12 protein-coding genes are annotated in these 14,524 nt (G+C 70.2%); 10 read left to right on the plus strand and 2 right to left on the minus strand.

Annotated features, from left to right (window positions below; translation table 11 throughout):
• Positions 1–184 precede the first annotated feature (184 nt).
• The 4 genes from J2W20_RS17835 (at position 185) to J2W20_RS17850 (ending at position 3,606) form a co-directional block, all read left to right on the plus strand.
• Positions 185–805, plus strand: coding sequence for a ClpP family protease (locus J2W20_RS17835; RefSeq protein ID WP_307008299.1), 621 nt, complete (start codon positions 185–187; stop codon positions 803–805).
• A 28-nt stretch (positions 806–833) separates the two neighbouring features.
• Positions 834–1,493 (plus strand): ATP-dependent Clp protease proteolytic subunit, encoded by a 660-nt coding sequence (locus J2W20_RS17840; protein ID WP_307008301.1) that lies wholly within the window; start codon positions 834–836, stop codon positions 1,491–1,493.
• A 151-nt stretch (positions 1,494–1,644) separates the two neighbouring features.
• Complete coding sequence (clpX, locus tag J2W20_RS17845; RefSeq protein WP_307008303.1) at positions 1,645–2,928, plus strand: ATP-dependent Clp protease ATP-binding subunit ClpX; 1,284 nt, start codon at positions 1,645–1,647, stop codon at positions 2,926–2,928.
• A gap of 57 nt (positions 2,929–2,985) precedes the next feature.
• On the plus strand, positions 2,986–3,606 hold the full coding sequence (locus J2W20_RS17850) for a mycothiol-dependent nitroreductase Rv2466c family protein (protein ID WP_307008305.1): 621 nt from the start codon (positions 2,986–2,988) through the stop codon (positions 3,604–3,606).
• 309 nt (positions 3,607–3,915) lie between these two features.
• Here J2W20_RS17850 and valS read toward each other — a convergent pair whose 3' ends face one another.
• A complete protein-coding gene (gene valS, locus J2W20_RS17855; RefSeq protein WP_307008308.1) occupies positions 3,916–6,534 on the minus strand; it encodes a valine--tRNA ligase in 2,619 nt (872 codons plus the stop codon).
• 77 nt (positions 6,535–6,611) lie between these two features.
• Here valS and J2W20_RS17860 point away from each other — a divergent pair, with 77 nt between their 5' ends.
• Positions 6,612–6,959 carry a DUF488 domain-containing protein gene (locus J2W20_RS17860; protein ID WP_307008310.1) on the plus strand — a complete coding sequence of 116 codons (348 nt, stop codon included), beginning with the start codon at positions 6,612–6,614 and terminating at the stop codon, positions 6,957–6,959.
• Positions 6,960–6,996: 37 nt separating this feature from the next.
• Complete coding sequence (locus tag J2W20_RS17865; RefSeq protein ID WP_307008312.1) at positions 6,997–7,770, plus strand: SDR family oxidoreductase; 774 nt, start codon at positions 6,997–6,999, stop codon at positions 7,768–7,770.
• A gap of 16 nt (positions 7,771–7,786) precedes the next feature.
• Here the strand turns inward: J2W20_RS17865 and J2W20_RS17870 are convergent, their stop codons facing one another.
• Positions 7,787–8,278, minus strand: a complete 492-nt coding sequence (locus J2W20_RS17870; protein WP_307008314.1) for a hypothetical protein — start codon at positions 8,276–8,278, stop codon at positions 7,787–7,789.
• A gap of 347 nt (positions 8,279–8,625) precedes the next feature.
• On the opposite strand from J2W20_RS17870, the gene ileS reads away from it, so the two are divergent.
• The 4 genes from ileS to ndk are packed head-to-tail and all read left to right on the plus strand — an operon-like array spanning position 8,626 to position 14,305.
• Entirely contained in the window at positions 8,626–11,985 is a 3,360-nt protein-coding gene (gene ileS, locus J2W20_RS17875) for an isoleucine--tRNA ligase (RefSeq protein WP_307008316.1), read from the plus strand.
• Entirely contained in the window at positions 11,982–13,367 is a 1,386-nt protein-coding gene (locus tag J2W20_RS17880) for a bifunctional folylpolyglutamate synthase/dihydrofolate synthase (RefSeq protein WP_307008318.1), read from the plus strand. The genes ileS and J2W20_RS17880 overlap by 4 nt, the downstream gene beginning before the upstream one ends.
• Entirely contained in the window at positions 13,367–13,837 is a 471-nt protein-coding gene (locus tag J2W20_RS17885; protein WP_307008328.1) for a DUF4233 domain-containing protein, read from the plus strand. The genes J2W20_RS17880 and J2W20_RS17885 overlap by 1 nt, the downstream gene beginning before the upstream one ends.
• Before the next feature lie 48 nt (positions 13,838–13,885).
• Entirely contained in the window at positions 13,886–14,305 is a 420-nt protein-coding gene (gene ndk / locus J2W20_RS17890) for a nucleoside-diphosphate kinase (protein ID WP_307008319.1), read from the plus strand.
• Positions 14,306–14,524 lie beyond the last annotated feature (219 nt).

The raw sequence follows: 14,524 nt of genomic DNA on the forward strand, positions 1-14,524 counted from the left end.
GGCACACGAGGCCGCCGTCCGCCGTCCCTGAAGGGACGGGGCGGCGGCCTCCGTCGTCCCCGCCCTGAGGCGCATGCGCTGGGAGCGAACAGCGCGCAGGGCCGGAACAATGCGCCCCTGAAAACGGCTAATGTCCCTGTAGAACGAACCATGCCCAGTGCATCAGATCGAGAGGTATCGCACCATGCAGCAGGAGAAGTCGCCGAGCATGGCTGAGCCGGTCCAGGGGTCCGGCGGCCAGGACTACATCTACCAGCGGCTCCTCAAGGAGCGGATCATCTGGCTCGGATCGGAGGTGCGCGACGACAACGCGAACGCGATCTGCTCGCAGCTGCTCCTCCTCTCGGCCGAGGATCCCGAGAAGGACATCTACCTCTACATCAACTCGCCCGGCGGGTCCGTCACGGCCGGCATGGCCATCTACGACACGATGCAGTACATCTCGAACGACGTCGTGACGGTGGCTACCGGCCTTGCCGCCTCCATGGGGCAGTTCCTGCTCTCGTCCGGCACGAAGGGCAAGCGCTACGCGACCCCGCACGCCCGCATCCTGATGCACCAGCCGTCGGGCGGCATCGGGGGCACGGCGTCGGACATCAAGATCCAGGCGGAGCTGATCCTGCACATGAAGCAGGTCATGGCCGAGCTCACCGCCGAGCAGACCGGGCAGCCCGTCGAGCGGATCCTCAAGGACAACGACCGCGACAAGTGGTTCACTGCCCAGGAGGCCCTCGAGTACGGCTTCTTCGACAAGATCGCCGAGCGCGCGGGCCACGTGTCCGGCGGCGGCGGGACCGACAAGTAGGACGCCCGGAAGGACTAGGAGCAACACGATGAACTACAACATGGGCGTCAACCCCGCGAACCTCCCCACTGCCCGCTACGTGCTCCCGCAGTTCGAGGAGCGCACTCCGTACGGCTTCAAGCGCCAGGACCCGTACACCAAGCTCTTCGAGGACCGCATCATCTTCATGGGCGTCCAGGTCGACGATGCCTCGGCGGACGACATCATGGCGCAGCTGCTCGTCCTCGAGGCCAACGACCCGGACCGCGACATCACGATGTACATCAACTCCCCGGGCGGATCGTTCACGGCCATGACCGCGATCTACGACACGATGCAGTTCATCCGTCCGGAGATCCAGACGGTCTGCCTCGGTATGGCCGCCTCGGCCGCCGCGGTGATCCTCGCAGCAGGCACGCCGGGCAAGCGGCTCGCACTGCCCAACTCCACGGTCATGATCCACCAGCCTTCGCTCGCCGGCGGTTCCGGCGGCCAGGCGACCGACCTCGAGATCCAGGCGCGCGAGGTGCTGCGCATGCGGGAGTGGCTCGAGCACACGTGGGCCAAGCACACGAACAAGACTCCGGACGACATCAGCCGGGACATCGAGCGCGACCTCTTCCTCACCGCGAGCGAGGCCAAGGACTACGGGCTCGTGGACGAGGTCCTCGAATCCCGCAAGATCCGCCCGAGCGCCATCACCCGCTGACGCCGGCCGCACCGTCGGCCCGGCGCCGGTGCCCGGAATGCGGGCACCGGCGCCGGACCGGGCATGGCATCGGGTGCCGTGTCCTACGACGGCTGTCGGCGCTGTGCCCTACAGTGGGATGGTCAGACTTCTTCAGGAAGGGAATCGACGAATGGCGCGCATTGGTGAGAGCGCAGACCTGCTGAAGTGCTCCTTCTGCGGCAAGAGCCAGAAGCAGGTCCGGAAGCTCATTGCGGGCCCCGGCGTCTACATCTGCGACGAGTGCATCGAGCTGTGCAACGAGATCATCGAGGAGGAGCTCGCCGAAGTCTCCGACCTCGGCTCGTTCGAGCTTCCCAAGCCGCGCGAGATCTTCGACTTCCTCCAGGAATACGTCATCGGCCAGGAGCCGGCCAAGCGGGCCCTCGCGGTGGCGGTCTACAACCACTACAAGCGCATCCAGTCGGGGCACGCCAGCAAGGGCGGATCGCTCGCTGACGCTCACGACGACGTCGAGATCGCCAAGTCCAACATCCTCCTCATCGGGCCCACGGGCTGCGGCAAGACCTATCTGGCCCAGACTCTGGCGCGCCGGCTCAACGTGCCGTTCGCGGTCGCGGACGCCACGGCCCTGACCGAGGCCGGCTACGTCGGCGAGGACGTCGAGAACATCCTGCTCAAGCTCATCCAGGCGGCGGACTACGACGTCAAGAAGGCCGAGCAGGGCATCATCTACATCGACGAGATCGACAAGATCTCCCGCAAGAGCGAGAACCCCTCGATCACGCGCGACGTCTCCGGAGAGGGCGTGCAGCAGGCCCTGCTGAAGATCCTCGAGGGCACGGTCGCGTCGGTGCCGCCCCAGGGCGGCCGCAAGCACCCGCACCAGGAATTCATTCAGATCGACACCACGAACGTCCTGTTCATCGTCGCGGGGGCCTTCGCCGGCCTCGAGGAGATCATCGGGCAGCGTGCCGGCAAGAAGGGCATCGGCTTCGGCGCCCCGCTCAGCGCGCTGACGAGCAAGGAGAGCTCCTACGCCGACGTCATGCCGGAGGACCTGCTCAAGTTCGGCCTCATCCCGGAGTTCATCGGCCGCCTCCCCGTGATCACCACGGTTGAGAACCTCGACCGGCCGGCGCTCATGCAGATCCTCACGGTCCCGAAGAACGCCCTCGTGAAGCAGTACGAGAAGATGTTCCAGCTCGACGGCGTGGACCTCCACTTCGAAGAGGGCGCCCTTGAGGCCATCGCAGACCTCGCCCTCGAGCGCGGCACCGGTGCCCGCGGACTGCGCGCCATCATGGAAGAGGTGCTGCTCCCGGTCATGTTCGACCTCCCGAGCCGCGACGACATCGCCGGCGTGGTCATCAGCCGCGGTGTCGTCGCCGGATCCGAGGAGCCCGGCCTCATCCCGCACAGCGTCGTCGCCAAGCGCCGCAACAAGTCGGCCTGATCTCCGCGCGGCGGGCCGCTGCCCGCCGCGCGGCCTGGCCACGTCCAAGGAGCTGCCATGTTCACCCCTGCTTCGTCCGCGCAGCGCGCCGACTTCTGGTTCGACCCCGCCTGCCCCTTCGCCTGGGTGACCTCCCGCTGGATCGAGGAGGTGGAGAAGGTCCGGGACATCGAGACCCGATGGCACGTGATGAGCCTGTCCGTGCTCAACGAGGGGCGCGAGCTCGAGCACGACTACCAGCGCGCCATGGATGAGAACTGGGGCCCGGTGCGCGTGATCGTCGCGGCCGCCGAGCTCCACGGCCCAGAGCACATCAAGCCGCTCTACGACTCCATGGGGACCCTCATCCACCACGAGAAGGTCACCGACCGCGGCGAGGTCATCCGGCGTGCGCTCGAGGAGGTCGGCCTGCCGGCCGAGCTCGCCCAGTACGCAGACTCCGACGAGTTCGACCGCCAGCTGCGGGCCAGCCACCGCGAGGGCATCGAGAAGGTCGGTCAGGACGTCGGGACCCCCGTCGTCGCCATCAACGGCACGGCCTTCTTCGGCCCAGTCATCACCCGCGTGCCGCGCGGCGAGGAAGCCGGTGCCCTCTGGGACGCGGCCGTCGGGCTCGCCGCCTTCCCGCACTTCTTCGAGCTCAAGCGCACCCGCACCGAGCAGCCCTCGGCGCGCTGAGCGCAGCGCCCCTCTCCCGCCGAACTACCGCCGTGTAGTTAGGGGAACACCCTTGAAAGCGGGTGTCGCCGAGGTCACAATGGAAGCACCCCATCGGAGACGATGAGGACGTGGAAACCGAAGATCCAGTGACAGCCGATTCGGCGCAGCCTCAGGCAAAGCCATCGACTGGCCGCCAGTGACGGGACGGCAAGACCTGGATGCCGAGGAGTCCACCAGACTGCGAGAACGTCACCGAGCAGCCGAAAAGTCGAAGCCCCACCAACGCGACAACGCTGATGGGGCTTCCCCTTTGCCCTCGGCGCCCGGCTAGGCGTCCGCGAGCCGAACCTCGCTCACGCTCACCTCGCCCGAGCCGTCCCGCAGCTCGATCGAGCGTGCGTTCGCCGCGGCGCGGAGGTCTCCGAGGCCGGCCTCGAGCTGCGGGAGCAGCTCGGCCGGGGCGGAGACGACCGCGGCGAGCACCTCGGTGCGCTGCTTGACCTTCGCCTCGGACTTGGCCTTGCGGATACCCGAGAGGGCCAGGCCCACCGTGGGCAGCATCCCCCGGTCGCCGTCGGCGACGGGGACCGGGGCCGGCCACGGGGCGCGGTGGACCGAGCCCGCGCGCCACCAGCTCCACACCTCGTCCGTCGCGAACGGCAGCACCGGCGCGAACAGGCGCAGCACGGCGTCGAGCGTCGTCGCAAGCGCGGCGAGGACCGACGCCTTCTGCTCCTCACCCTGGGCGCCGTACGCACGGTCCTTGATGAGCTCGACGTAGTCGTCCGTGAACTGCCAGAAGAACGATTCCGTCAGCTGGAGCGCCTTGGCCGGGTCGTACGCTGCGAAGGCGGCGCCGGCCTGCCCGACGACGTCCGCGAGCTGGGCGAGGAGCGCACGGTCGAGCGGGTTGACGAGCACGGGGTCCGAGCCGTCGGTGAGGACGTCCGCCTCCGTCGCGCCGAGGCCGAGGACGAACTTGGAGGCATTCAGGACCTTGATCGCGAGGCGCCGGCCGATCTTCATCTGGGCGACCTCGAACGCCGTGTCAGCGCCCAGCTTGGCGGAGGCCGCCCAGTAGCGTACGGCATCCGCACCGTATTCCTCGAGGATGTCCGTCGGGACGACCACGTTGCCCTTCGACTTCGACATCTTCTTCCGGTCCGGGTCCAGGACCCATCCAGAGATCGCCGCATGCTTCCACGGCAGCGAGCCGTGGAGCTCCTGGGCGCGCACCACGGTCGAGAAGAGCCAGGTGCGGATGATCTCGTGGGCCTGCGGCCGCACGTCGAAGGGGAAGACGTTGGCGAAGAAGGCCTCGTCCCGGCTCCACCGGCCCACGATCTGCGGCGTGAGCGAGGAGGTGGCCCACGTGTCGAGCACGTCCGGGTCACCGGTGAACCCGCCGGGGACGTCGCGCTGGTCCTCGGTGAAGCCGGGGGCGGGCTCTGCCACCGGGTCGACGGGCAGCGACGCCTCGTCCGGCACGATCGGGGCTGTGTAGTCGGGGTTGCCCTCGGCGTCGAGCCGGTACCAGACCGGGATCGGGACCCCGAAGAAGCGCTGGCGCGAGACGAGCCAGTCGCCGTTGAGGCCCTCGACCCAGTTCTCGTAGCGCGCCCGCATGAAGGCCGGGTGCCACTCGAGCTCGCGGCCGCGCTGGACGAAGGTCGCCCGGCGCTCCTCGTCGCGGCCGCCGTTGCGGATGTACCACTGGCGCGAGGTCACGACCTCGAGCGGCTTGTCGCCCTTCTCGTAGAAGTTCACCGGGTGGAGGATCTTCTTCGGCTCCCCGTCGAGCAGGCCCTTCTCGGCGAGCATTTCGACGACGGCCTCCTTGGCCGAGAAGGCGGTCTTGCCGGCGATCCGGGCGTAGGCGGCGCGGCCGTCCTCATCCGTGATCCACTCCGGGGTCTCGGCGCCGAGGCGGCCGTCGCGGCCGATGATCGGGCGGGTCGGCAGCTGCAGCTCGCGCCACCAGGTGACGTCGGTCAGGTCGCCGAAGGTGCAGACCATCGCGATGCCCGACCCCTTGTCCGGCTTGGCGAGCGGGTGGGCCCTGACCTCGACCTCCACGCCGAACAGCGGCGAGACCACGGTGGTGCCGAAGAGATGCTGGTAGCGCTCGTCGTCGGGGTGGGCCACGAGGGCTGCGCAGGCGGCCAGCAGCTCGGGCCGGGTGGTCTCGATGTGCACCGGCTCGCCGTCGGGCGCGGTGAACGCGTAGCGGTAGTAGGCGCCGGGAACCTCGCGGTCCTCGAGCTCCGCCTGGGCGACTGCGGTGCGGAAGGTGACGTCCCAGAGCGTCGGGGCCTCGGCGAGGTAGGCGTCGCCGGCGGCGAAGTTCCGCAGGAACGCGCGCTGGGACACGGCTCGGGACGTGTCGTCGATCGTGCGGTAGGTCAGGCCCCAGTCGACCGAGAGCCCGAGCGTCTTGAACAGGTGCTCGAAGACCTTCTCGTCCTCGACCGCGAGCTCCTCGCAGAGCTCGATGAAGTTCTTCCGGGAGATGACGTCGAAGTCGCGCTGGTTCTTGGCCGGCTGCGCCGGCGGCCGGTAGTCCGCGTCGTACGGGATGGCCGGGTCGCAGCGGACGCCGTAGTAGTTCTGGACGCGCCGCTCGGTGGGCAGGCCATTGTCGTCCCAGCCCATGGGGTAGAAGACGTTCTTGCCCGTCATGCGCTGGTAGCGCGCGAGCAGGTCGGTCTGCGTGAAGGAGAACATGTGGCCGACGTGCAAGGACCCGGACGCCGTCGGCGGGGGCGTGTCGATCGAGTAGACGGCCTCGCGGGTCGTGTCGGGGTCGAACCGGTAGGTCCCCTCGGCGAGCCAGCGCTCGGTGAGCTTGGCCTCGAGCCCCTCGAGGGCGGGCTTGTCCGGGACGTTCGTCGGGTTCGTGGGGGTGCGGTCGGGCGTGTCTGTACCCGTGATGGCTGCTTCAGGCATGCCATCGATTCTTCCATGCTTTCTGCTGCACGTGGCCGACCGTGGCCCTGCGGCGTGGGCGGTCCTAGCATGGCGGCATGGGCAGCGTGCGGATCCGCAGGGTGTACGAGACGTCCCCCGACGGGACCTTCCGCATCCTCGTGGACCGGATCTGGCCTCGGGGGCTGAGCAAGGACAGGGCCGCGGTGGACCTCTGGCTCAAGGAGGTCGGGCCCTCCGACAGGCTCCGCACGTGGTTCGGCCACGACCCGGCCCGCTTCGAGGAATTCGCGCGCAGGTACCGCCAGGAGCTCGACGGCGCCGAGGCCTTCGCCGAGCTCGAGGCGGCGGTGCGGGACCACGGCAGCGTGGACCTCGTGTACTCGGCCAAGGACACCGAGCACAACCAGGCGGTGGTCCTCGCGGACCTCCTCGGGGCCCGCTGACCGGCCGGGCGCCGGGGGAGCGCGGTAGGTTGGGCGCATGACGACCACTGTGCCCCAGACTGACCAGCGCTCCGCCATCGTGACCGGAGCGAGCACCGGGATCGGAGAGGCCACCGTGCGGGCCCTCGCCGCGGAGGGCTGGCGGGTGTTCGCCGTGGCGCGGCGCGCAGAGCGGCTCGAGAGCCTCGCCGCCGAGACCGGTGCGATCGCCGTCCCGGCCGACATCTCAGAGGACGACGACGTCGCGCGCCTCGTCGCCGCCGTCGTCGACGCAGGCGGGGCGGACACGCTGGTGAACATCGCCGGCGGCGCCCGGGGGACGGACTGGGTCGCGGAGGCCAAGACCGAGGACTGGGAGTGGATGCTGCGGTCCAACGTCGTCGGCACGATGAAGATCACCCGGGCCTTCCTGCCGATGCTCCGCGCGAACGGCCACGGCACGGTGCTCAACCTCACCTCGGTGGCCGCCCTGGTCTCGTACGAGGGCGGGGGAGGCTACAACGCCGCGAAGGCTGCCGAGCGGGCCATGACGCGGGCGCTGCGCCTCGAGGAGGCCGAGAACAACGTGCGCGTCGTCGAGGTGCTCCCGGGGCTGGTGAAGACGGAGGAATTCTCCCTGCGCCGACTCGGCGGCAACGCCGAGGCCGCCGAGAAGGTCTACGAGGGCGTCGAGGAGCCTCTCACCGCGGAGGACGTGGCCGACATCGTCCGGTATGCCGTGACCGTCCCGCACCACATCAACCTCGACGAGATCGTGGTGCGGCCGGTCGCCCAGGCCGCTGCCCACAAGCTCATCCGCAGGCACGCCTAGGACCGGCGGGGCCGGCTCACGCGCCCGCGGCCCACGCGAGGAGGGCCGGGGCCGTGCGCGCCGCTCCCCGGACATGGGCGCGGGACTGCGCGCCGACCGGGACGGCGCACGGCAGGAAGGCAGCGACCTCGAACCCCCGGTCGCACAGCCCGGCGCGCAGCCACCCGCCCGCGTGGTGGGCGTGCGATGCCATCGAGGCGATGCCGCGGCCCGGCCGGAGCATCTGGCCGAGGGCCGTCTCCCCGGGCACGTTGAGCATCCGCAGCCGAAGGCCCTCGGGCTGCCAGGCGACCTCGAGGCGAACCGGCCGGGACGCGTCGGCGTGCCGCGCGGCGTTCTCCAGAGCGGTGCGCAGGATGGAGGTGGCGGCCGAGCGGGTGGATCGCGGCACGTGCTGACGGCGCCCGGTGTGCGCGACCTCGAGCCGGAGCCCGTCGGCGGCGGCCGCGGCGACCCATTCGGGCGCCGAGACGAGGGTCGGCAGCGACAGTGCTGGGGTGGTGCGCATCCTGGACTCCTTGGTGAGCGCGCTGGTGACGGCTCCATTGTGCGCGGCCTCCGCCATTTATTCCAGTCGTTGGAGATATTTTCCGCTTTCGACAGGGCCGAGCCCGAGTGCTTAGACTTGACAGCACCAGCGTCGACCCGGCCATCACCGGCGAGCTTCCGGAAGAACAGCGCCGCCCGCGCCAGCGGGAACGCCCAGTAGAACCGGACGGGCAGGCCCGTCACAGCCGTCAATGAGAGGCCCGCGCCGGTCGGCGCAGGCAAGTGAGGTGGTACCGCGGTCCCGTCCGGCAGATCCGGGTGGACGCCGTCCTCGCATCCAGCAGCATGAAGCGAGCCAGGATCCGAGTGAGCGTGTACCCCAAGGCCTCTGCAGCAGCCGCCCAGGATGCGGCGACGAACCATTCCGTGCGCTTCCCGGAGCTGGAGGAGCGCATCCTCGCGTACTGGGACGAGGACGGCACCTTCCAGGCGTCGGTCGACGGCCGGGACGCCGGGCGCGACGGCGCCAACGAGTTCGTCTTCTACGACGGGCCGCCCTTCGCCAACGGCCTTCCGCACTACGGCCACCTGCTCACCGGCTACGCCAAGGACCTCGTGGCCCGATACCAGACGCTGCGCGGGAAGCGGGTCGAGCGGCGGTTCGGCTGGGACACCCACGGCCTCCCCGCCGAGCTCGAGGCCATGAAGCAGCTCGGCATGAACCAGAAGTCGGACATCGACGCCATGGGCGTCGACAAGTTCAACGACGCCTGCCGCGCCTCCGTGCTGAAGTACACCCACGAGTGGGAGGCCTACGTCAAGCGGCAGGCCCGCTGGGTGGACTTCGAGAACGACTACAAGACCCTCAACGTCGAGTACATGGAGTCCGTGATCTGGGCGTTCAAGACGCTCCACGAGAAGGGGCTCACGTACAGCGGCTACCGCGTCCTGCCGTACTGCTGGAACGACGAGACGCCCCTGTCCAACCACGAGCTCCGCATGGACGACGACGTCTACAAGGACCGCCAGGACCAGACCGTCACGGTCACCTTCCCGCTGCTCGCCGGCGACTCCGAGATCTCCCGGCAGCTCGAGGGCGTCCAGGCCCTCGCCTGGACCACCACACCGTGGACGCTGCCCACCAACGAGGCCCTCGCCGTCGGGCCCGAGGTGCGCTACGCCGTCGTGCCCGCCGGTCCCGGCGGCGTGAAGGCGACCGGCGTCTCGCCGTTCGCCGCCGGCACCCGCTTCCTGCTCGCCGAGGACCTCCTTGCGTCCTACGCCAAGGACCTCGGGTACGGCCAGCCCGAGGATGCAGCCGCTGCCGTGGAGCGCACCTACCTGGGCACCGAGCTCGAGGGACTGCGCTACGAGCCCCTCTGGGACTACTTCACCGACGCCGAGGTCTACGGCACGGGCAAGGCCTGGCGCATCCTCGTCGCCGACTACGTCACCACGACCGACGGAACCGGCATCGTCCACCAGGCCCCGGCCTACGGCGAGGACGACCAGCGCGTCTGCGAGGCGGCCGGCATCCCCGTGATCCTCTCCGTCGACGACGGCGCCAAGTTCCTCCCGCTGTTCGGCTCCCGCGAGGATGCGCCGCTGAAGGAGATCGTGGGCCTGCAGGTCTTCGAGGCGAACAAGCCCATCACCCGGGTCCTGCGCGAGCAGGGCCGCCTCCTCAAGCAGGCCAGCTACGTCCACAGCTACCCCCACTGCTGGCGGTGCCGGAACCCCCTGATCTACCGCGCCGTCTCGAGCTGGTTCGTCGAGGTGACCAAGATCAAGGACCGCATGCTCGAGCTCAACGAGCAGATCACGTGGATCCCGGGCAACGTCAAGCACGGCCAGTTCGGCAAGTGGCTCGAGAACGCGCGCGACTGGTCGATCAGCCGCAACCGCTACTGGGGCTCGCCCATCCCCGTCTGGGTCTCGGACAACCCCGAGTACCCACGCACCGACGTCTACGGCTCGCTCGCCGAGCTCGAGGCGGACTTCGGCCGGCTCCCGCTCAACCACGAGGGCAAGCCGGACCTGCACCGGCCCTTCATCGACGAGCTGACCCGGCCCAACCCCGACGACCCCACGGGCCGGTCCACGATGCGCCGCGTCCCGGACGTCCTGGACGTCTGGTTCGACTCGGGCTCGATGCCCTACGCCCAGGTGCACTACCCCTACGAGAACCAGGAATGGTTCGAGACGCACAACCCCGGCGACTTCATTGTCGAGTACATCGGCCAGACCCGCGGCTGGTTCTACACGCTGCACATCCTCGCGACGGCGCTGTTCGACCGCCCCGCGTTCCGCAACGTCATCAGCCACGGGATCGTGCTCGGCTCCGACGGGCAGAAGATGTCCAAGAGCCTGCGCAACTACCCCGACGTCTCCGAGGTGCTCGACCGCGACGGCTCCGACGCGATGCGCTGGTTCCTCATGGCCAGCCCGATCCTGCGCGGCGGCAACCTGATCGTCACCGAGCAGGGCATCCGGGACGGCGTGCGCCAGGTCATCCTGCCGCTGTGGAACGTGTACAGCTTCTTCACGCTCTACGCCAACGCCGCCCGCGGGACCCGCGACGGCGCGGCGGGCGCCGGCTTCGAGGCGGCGGTCCGCCACGACGGCTACACCGACCCGCTGGACCGGTACCTCATGGCCCAGACCGGCCGCCTCGTGCGCGGCGTGCAGGCCCACCTCGACGCCTACGACATCTCCACCGCGTGCGACCTGCTGCGCGAGTACCTGGACATGCTCACCAACTGGTACGTGCGCCGGTCCCGCCAGCGGTTCTTCGACGAGGACGCCGACGCGTTCGATGCGCTCTACACCGCCCTCGAGGCCGTGTGCCGGGTCGCCGCTCCGCTGCTGCCCCTCGTCACCGAGGAGATCTGGCGCGGCCTCACCGGCGGCCGCTCGGTCCACCTCACCGACTGGCCGGACCCCGCCCTGTTCGCCGACGATCCCGCGCTCGTCGAGCAGATGGACCGCACCCAGGCCGTGTGCTCGGCAGGCTCGTCCCTGCGCAAGGCCGCGAAGCTGCGGGTGCGCCTGCCGCTCGCGGCGATGACCGTCGTCGTGCCCGGTGCGGCCTCGCTGGCGGGGTCGGAGGCCGTGATAGCCGACGAGCTGAACCTCAAGGCCGTCCGGCTCCTCGACGCCGCCGACGCCAGCGAGGAGGAGTTCGGCATCGAGCGGCGGCTCGTGGTCAACGCCCGCGCCGCCGGCCCGCGCCTCGGCAAGGGCGTCCAGACCGCGATCAAGGGCTCGAAGTCGGGGGACTGGTCGGTGGCCGACGACGGCTCCGTCAACGCCGGCGGCATCGTCCTCGAACCGCACGAGTACACACTCGAGACCGTCGTCGACCCCGCGAAGGCCGGCGAGCACGCCGCCGTCGCGATGCTCCCGGGCGGGGGCTTCGTGGTCCTCGACACGGGCCTCACCCCCGAGCTCGAGGCCGAGGGCCTGGCCCGCGACCTCGTGCGCGTGATCCAGCAGGCGCGCAAGGACGCCGACCTCGCCGTGGGCGACCGCGTCCGCGCGAGCGTCACCGCGAAGGCGCACGTCATCGCGGCGGCCCGCGAGCACGCCGAACTGCTCAAGGGCGAGACCCTCGCGGTCGAGCTCGAGCTGCTCGTGGCCGACGTCGAGCCGTCCGCGCTCGTCGAGCGCGTCGACTCCGACCGGTCCGAGCGCCAGGGCGCGGCGGCCGGGGAGGCCGGCCAGTGAACGAGCGCCCCGCCCAGTCCGCGGCCGAGCCGACCACGGTCGAGGAGGTCTACGCACTGCTCCTCGCCCGGGCCCCCGAGAACAAGATGGAGCCCCGCCTCGCGCCCCTCTACCGCGCGATGGACGTGCTCGGCGAGCCCAACCGGGCCTTCCCGATCATCCACATCACGGGCACGAACGGGAAGACGTCCACGGCCCGCATGATCGAGGCCGGCCTGCGGGCCCACGGGCTGCGGACCGGGCGGTACACGAGCCCGCACCTGGCCCGCGTCACGGAACGGATCAGCCTCGACGGGGCCCCGGTGCCGGATGCGACCTTCGTGCGGATCTGGAACGAGATCACCCCGTACCTGGCGATCGTGGACGCCGAGCTCGTGGCGGCCGGCGAGCCGCGCCTGACGTACTTCGAGTGCGTCACAATCCTTGGCTTCGCCGCGTTCGCGGACGAGCCCGTGGACGTCGCGGTCATCGAGGTCGGCCTGGGCGGCATCACCGATGCCACCAACGTCGGCGACGGCGCGGTCTCGGTCGTCACGCCCATCTCGCTCGACCACACCGACCTCCTCGGGGACACGGTGGAGGACATCGCGCGCGAGAAGGCCGGCATCATCAAGCGCGGCGGCTTCCTCGTGAGCGCTGCGCAGCCCCGCGGGGCGGCGCAGGTGCTCCTCGAGAAGGCCCGCGAGGTGGGTGTGCCGCACCGCTTCGAGGGCGTGGAGTTCGGCGTCGAGTCCCGCTCGCTCGCCGTCGGCGGCCAGGTTGTGACCGTCCAGGGCCTCGCCGGGCGCTACGAGGACCTCGTGGTGCCGCTGCACGGGGCCCACCAGGCGGAGAATGCCGCCGTGGCCGTGGCGGCCCTCGAGGCCTTCCTCGGCGGCGGCGAGCGCGAGCTGTCGGTGGAGGTGCTGCGCGAAGGGTTCGCGGAGGTGAGCTCGCCCGGCAGGCTCGAGACCGTGCGGACGTCCCCGACGATCATCGTGGACGCCGCGCACAACCCCGACGGCATCCGGGTGAGCGCGCAGGCCCTCAAGGAGGCGTTCGACTTCTCGACCCTCGTGATCGTCCTGGGCGTCCTGCGCGAGAAGGACGCCGAGGAGATCCTGCGGACCCTCGAGGAGGAGTTCGCGGACGAGCGCGTCGAGTACTGCTTCACGCAGTCGGCATCCCCCCGCGCCATCCCTGCGGAGGAGCTGGCCGAGATGGCGCTCGACCTCGGCTTCGACGAGGACGCCGTCCACGTCGAGGAGAAGCTCGACGACGCGATCGCGTACGCCGTCGAGCGCGCCGATGCCACCGAGGACTTCGCCGGCGGCGTGCTGATCACCGGATCGATCACGGTCGTGGGCGAGGCCCGGACCCTGCTGGGGAAGGACGCCTCATGATGGCCAGGCTCACGAGGGCCCAGCGCGAATGGCGCCCGGGGATGCCGAGGAAGCGCCGCTCCGTGCGGGTCATGTTCGCCTCGGTCCTGCTGCTCACCGAGGCCTTCGTGGTGTTCTTCGCCACGCTCGTGCTGTTCGGCCTTCGCGCGCACGATCTCGGCGCCGGGACGGTGCTCGGCGGCGGGTTCGGCCTGCTCGCCGTGTTCGTCCTGGCCTGCGCCGTGGTCTCCCGGCCGTGGGGGATGGCCCTCGGCTGGATCCTGCAGCTCGTCCTCGTGGCCCTCGGCTTCTTCGAGCCCATGATGTTCGTCGTCGGCGGCATCCTGCTCGTGACGTGGTTCTTCGCGATCCGGACGGGGGCGCGGCTGGACCGGGAGAACGTCCAGCGCGACCGCGAGCAGGCCGAGTGGGAGCGCAGCCACCCCGGGGCGGGCCCGGCAGAGCCCGGCGCCGCCGGCGACGGGGCCTGATCAGTAGACTGGGCGGGAAACCAGCCCCCTTTTCCTCCAGGAGCACCTGTGACCACCGAACGCACCCTTGTCCTCGTCAAGCCCGACGGCGTCTCCCGCGGCCTGACCGGCACCATCCTGGCTCGGGTCGAGGCGAAGGGCTACCGTCTCGTGGCCCTCGAGCAGCTCACGCCGAGCCGGGACCTGCTCGCCGAGCACTACGCCGAGCACGAGGGCAAGCCCTTCTACGAGCCGCTGCTCGAGTTCATGGCGAGCGGCCCCGTCGTTGCCGCGGTCTTCGAGGGCGAGCGCGTCATCGAGGGCTTCCGGTCGCTCGCCGGCGCGACCGATCCGACCGCCGCGGCGCCGGGCACCATCCGCGGCGACTTCGGCCGCGACTGGGGCCTGAAGGTCCAGCAGAACCTCGTCCACGGCTCCGACTCGCCGGAGTCGGCCGAGCGCGAGATCGGCATCTGGTTCGCCCGCTGAGTCTCGGGTACGCATCTCGACGCTGATCCCGCGTTCCGGGCACGCGCCCCGGGCGCCCACTGCTTCGGAACCACGGAGTACGACGACGGCCGGGGCCCTGCCCCCCGGAGGGGCCCGGCCGCGGGGTACCCCGAAACCCCCAAAAGGGACCAGTTTGGGTACCCGGAACGTGTGGGGGGGGGCGACAAGGTGGGCGGGGCGCAAACGTTGAGGGATCGG

Source organism: Sinomonas atrocyanea (assembly GCF_030812675.1).
Classification (GTDB): domain Bacteria; phylum Actinomycetota; class Actinomycetes; order Actinomycetales; family Micrococcaceae; genus Sinomonas; species Sinomonas atrocyanea_B.

Excerpts from the sequence above, each read along its gene's own strand:
- valS (WP_307008308.1), bottom strand. The coding sequence starts at position 6,534 with ATGCCTGAAGCAGCCATCACGGGTACAGACACGCCCGACCGCACCCCC.
- J2W20_RS17870 (WP_307008314.1), bottom strand. The coding sequence starts at position 8,278 with ATGCGCACCACCCCAGCACTGTCGCTGCCGACCCTCGTCTCGGCGCCC.
- J2W20_RS17835 (WP_307008299.1), top strand. The coding sequence starts at position 185 with ATGCAGCAGGAGAAGTCGCCGAGCATGGCTGAGCCGGTCCAGGGGTCC.
- J2W20_RS17885 (WP_307008328.1), top strand. The coding sequence starts at position 13,367 with ATGGCCAGGCTCACGAGGGCCCAGCGCGAATGGCGCCCGGGGATGCCG.
- J2W20_RS17840 (WP_307008301.1), top strand. The coding sequence starts at position 834 with ATGAACTACAACATGGGCGTCAACCCCGCGAACCTCCCCACTGCCCGC.
- J2W20_RS17850 (WP_307008305.1), top strand. The coding sequence starts at position 2,986 with ATGTTCACCCCTGCTTCGTCCGCGCAGCGCGCCGACTTCTGGTTCGAC.
- J2W20_RS17865 (WP_307008312.1), top strand. The coding sequence starts at position 6,997 with ATGACGACCACTGTGCCCCAGACTGACCAGCGCTCCGCCATCGTGACC.
- clpX (WP_307008303.1), top strand. The coding sequence starts at position 1,645 with ATGGCGCGCATTGGTGAGAGCGCAGACCTGCTGAAGTGCTCCTTCTGC.
- J2W20_RS17860 (WP_307008310.1), top strand. The coding sequence starts at position 6,612 with ATGGGCAGCGTGCGGATCCGCAGGGTGTACGAGACGTCCCCCGACGGG.